Consider the following 3885-nt stretch of genomic DNA (forward strand, 5'->3'; position numbering starts at 1 on the left):
TGCCTGCACTGACCACCTACACCACCCACATCCAGCCCGACTGGGTGGATTACAACGGCCACCTGCGTGATGCGTTTTACCTGCTGATCTTCAGCTACGCCACCGACGCGCTGATGGACACTCTCGGGCTGGACAGCGAAAACCGCGAAGCCAGCGGCCACTCGCTGTTCACCCTGGAACTGCACCTGAACTACCTGCACGAAGTAAAACTCGGCGCCGAGGTCGAAGTGCACACCCAACTGATCGCCCACGACGCCAAGCGCCTGCACCTCTATCACAGCCTGCACCTTGTGGGCGACACGAAGGAGTTGGCCGGCAACGAGCAGATGCTGCTGCACGTCGATCTGGCGGGGCCGCATTCAGCGCCGTTTACCGAGGCCACGCTGGAGAAACTGGCGACCATCAGTGCCGAACAGGCCGACCTGCCGCGCCCTGCCTTGCTGGGCCGAGTGATCGGATTACCACCCAAAAAACAATAAGGAATCACCATGCAAACCGCCGCCGCTGTTGCCGATTTCCGTACTTACCCGAAGATCTGCGACCTTGCCGGGGCGCAGGTGCTGGATGATCAGATTCGCGTGCAGTGGGCCGATGGGCGGGTCAGCCCGTTCCATCATCAGTGGCTGCGGGACAACTGCCCCTGTGCCCAATGCGTGTACAGCGTGACCCGCGAGCAGGTGCTGGAAATTGTCGATGTGGACGAGCATCTGCGCGCAGTCAGCGCGCGCATCGATCAAGGTTTTCTGTGCGTGGAATGGTACGGCGGCCATCGCAGCCAGTACGATCCAGGCTGGTTGCGCGCCCATGCCTATGACGATCAATCACGCGCCGAACGCCGCGCTGCCAAACCCCAGTCGCAACTGTGGGGCAGCACCTTCGAACTGCCCATATTTGAATACTCAGCGGTGATGGAAGACCCCAAAGCCCTGTTGCAATGGCTGCTGGCCTTGCGTGACGGCGGCCTTACGCAAATCCGTGGCGTGCCCACCGAACCGGGCTCGCTGGCACTGATCGCCAAGCGTATTTCGTTTATCCGCGAGAGCAACTTCGGCGTGCTGTTCAACGTGCAATCCAAGGCCGATGCCGACAGCAATGCTTACACCGCTTTCAACCTGCCGCTGCACAGTGATTTGCCGACACGGGAGCTGCAACCGGGGCTGCAATTTTTGCATTGCCTGGTGAACGACGCTGATGGTGGCGAGAGCATTTTTGTCGATGGGTTTGCCATCGCCCAGGCGCTGCGCACGGAAGACCCCGAGGCGTTTCGCGCCCTGTGTGAAATCCCGGTGGAGTTTCGCAATAAAGACCGGCACAGCGACTACCGCCGCCTGGCCCCGATCATTGCGCTGGATGCCTTGGGCGATGTGGCGGAGATCCGCATGGCCAACTTTTTGCGCGGGCCGTTTGAGGCACCGGTGGAGCAGATGCCGTTGTTGTATCGGGCGTATCGGCGCTTTATTGCGATGACGCGGGAAGACCGTTTTCGACTGGTCAAACGCCTGAATCCGGGTGAGTTGTGGTGCTTTGATAACCGCCGCACCTTGCATGCGCGCAATGCGTTTGATCCGGCTTCGGGGGCGCGGCATTTTCAGGGTTGTTACATTGATCGGGATGAGTTGTTGTCCCGGATATTGGTGTTGCAGAGGTAGACCGGGGTGCGGCCATCGCAGGCAAGCCAGCTCCCACAAACCCCGGCCAAAAAAAGCCCCGGGCCAGCCGTGACTGGATCGGGGCAGAGTGCTTGGTGTGAGCGTGACATCCCGAGGGTGACCAAACCTTCAAGGTGCGTGCATGGCCTCCAGTGTGCCTATTGTTGGTGTCGGTAAATGACCCGAAAACGACCTGTTCATAGCCATCTGAGCCATTCGCCGATTCTGCCCTTGCCGACCGGCCGAGGGCCTACCAGAATCCCATTCAATCCCGTTCCCTACACCAGGATAAACGTCATGATGCACGCGGACTTGATTGACCAGGATGACCTGCTGAGCCAGCTGCGCTCGCTGGGTTTCGAGGTATCCAGCGGCGCCAGCGCCGAGCAGGCTTGCGAGTGTGCGGTGCGCGGTTTGAGTGCCGCACGGGCCAAGGCACTCAAGGGCATGGTGGAGCAGATGTACACCGGCAGCGCGACGATTTTGCCGGCGGTGCGCCAGGCGATCGACAAGCAGTTGTTGCCGGCTTTGGTGCAGTTCAAGCAGAGCTCGGGCGCCTGATAGACCGCTATCGCAGGCAAGCCAGCTCCCACATTTGACTGGGTTCACAATTCAAATGTGGGAGCTGGCTTGTCGGGTCGCCGCATCGCTGCGATAAAGCCACCTCGGTCTAAAGCCTTACACTGGCAAACGTCGACTCATTACGCGCCTGGCTCAACGCCGACATCGGCCCCGACAACGGTGACAGCACCAACGCCTGCGGAATCGGCATCATCGCCACTTGCTGGGTCGTGTTGGAACCTACGCGCTCATCGCGTGGCGGAATGCCAAAGTATTCGCGGTAGCACTTGGAGAAGTGCGGCGTGGACACAAACCCGCACACCGACGCTACTTCGATGATCGACATCGGCGTTTGCTTGAGCAACTGCCGCGCGCGAATCAGGCGCAATTTGAGGTAGTAGCGCGATGGCGAGCAGTGCAGGTATTTCTGGAACAACCGCTCCAGTTGGCGGCGCGACACGGCGACGTACACCGCCAGTTCGTCCAGGTCGATCGGCTCTTCAAGGTTGGCTTCCATCAGCGCGACGATTTCCTGCAGTTTCGGCTGGTTGGTGCCGAGCATGTGCTTGAGCGGCACGCGCTGGTGATCCTGTTCATTGCGGATGCGCTCGTACACAAACATCTCGGAGATGGCGGCCGACAATTCACGGCCGTGGTCGCGGCTGATCAGGTGCAGCATCATGTCCAGCGGCGCGGTGCCGCCCGAGCTGGTAAAGCGGTTACGGTCGAGGGTGAACAGGCGCGTGCTCATGGCCACGCGCGGGAAGGCTTCCTGCATCGACGCCAGGCATTCCCAGTGCACGCTGCAATCGAAACCGTCGAGCAAACCGGCGCAGGCCAGGGCCCAACTGCCTGTGCACACGGCGCCGAGGCGACGCGACTGGCGCGCCTGGCTTTGCAGCCACGACACGTGCTCACGGGTAACGGTACGCTGGATTCCCACGCCCCCGCACACAATCACAGTGTCCAGGGCCGGGGCTTTGTGCATGGAGGCATCGGGGGTGATTTGCAGACCGTCGCTGGCCCACACTTGGTTGCCGTCGACACTCAGGGTTGTCCAGCGATACAGCTCGCGGCCGGACAGCTGGTTGGCCATGCGCAGCGGTTCCACTGCCGAAGCCAGGGAAATCAGCGTGAAATTGTCCAGCAGCAAAAAGCCGATGGATTGAGGCGCACGGTTCTGGGGTTGGGCCCCGGAGTTGAACGACGTCATCGCGGTATCTCCTCACACAAAGCGGGTGATGGCCTCAGGCGAGGCTCTTGTTATTGCGTTCGTCTCCAGCAAGGAGCGAGGCTTTGAATGGGTAGAGCAAATGCCATGCCTAAAATTGAATGGCCATCCAATAACTCCTAAAAACGACCTGATGACGCGTCTATATAAGCCCGCGCGGGGAGCGCGGAATATGGCCAGAAATGGACGTCAGACCGGCCCTGCTCTGGGGTGTGAGCAGATCGGTAGCACTTGTGGGAAGGCGCTTTGCGGGCGTGGGAAAAGTCTGTCACCGCACGCACGGGTGACGAGTGGTGAGGCACGGAATCGTTCGCAAGCTACTTATCTATTTGCGACGCGCTAAAAGGTGGCGCTTTTGGGTTCCGGTGTTCACTTTATGAGCAGTGGTGCTGCAACTACCGCTATCGCAGGCAAGCCAGCTCCCACATTTGGAATGCATTCCCC

Annotated in this window: 4 protein-coding genes; 3 read left to right on the plus strand and 1 reads right to left on the minus strand. The window is 60.3% G+C overall.

Annotated features, from left to right (window positions below; translation table 11 throughout):
• The 3 genes from FEM54_RS26800 to FEM54_RS26810 form a co-directional block, all read left to right on the plus strand.
• On the plus strand, positions 1 to 479 hold a 479-nt coding region (locus tag FEM54_RS26800), incomplete at its 5' end, for a thioesterase family protein (RefSeq protein ID WP_138453677.1).
• Between the two features lie 9 nt (positions 480 to 488).
• Positions 489 to 1649, plus strand: coding sequence for a gamma-butyrobetaine dioxygenase (locus FEM54_RS26805; protein WP_138453678.1), 1161 nt, complete (start codon positions 489 to 491; stop codon positions 1647 to 1649).
• Between the two features lie 297 nt (positions 1650 to 1946).
• The gene (locus tag FEM54_RS26810; protein WP_017139371.1) at positions 1947 to 2210 is read left to right on the plus strand and encodes a hypothetical protein; all 264 of its coding nucleotides are present in this window, start codon (positions 1947 to 1949) and stop codon (positions 2208 to 2210) included.
• A 109-nt stretch (positions 2211 to 2319) separates the two neighbouring features.
• Here FEM54_RS26810 and gbdR read toward each other — a convergent pair whose 3' ends face one another.
• Positions 2320 to 3423, minus strand: a complete 1104-nt coding sequence (gene gbdR / locus FEM54_RS26815; RefSeq protein ID WP_005792167.1) for a choline metabolism transcriptional regulator GbdR — start codon at positions 3421 to 3423, stop codon at positions 2320 to 2322.
• Positions 3424 to 3885: the final 462 nt, after the last annotated feature.

The sequence above is a fragment of the Pseudomonas edaphica genome (genome assembly GCF_005863185.1).
GTDB lineage: Bacteria > Pseudomonadota > Gammaproteobacteria > Pseudomonadales > Pseudomonadaceae > Aquipseudomonas > Aquipseudomonas edaphica.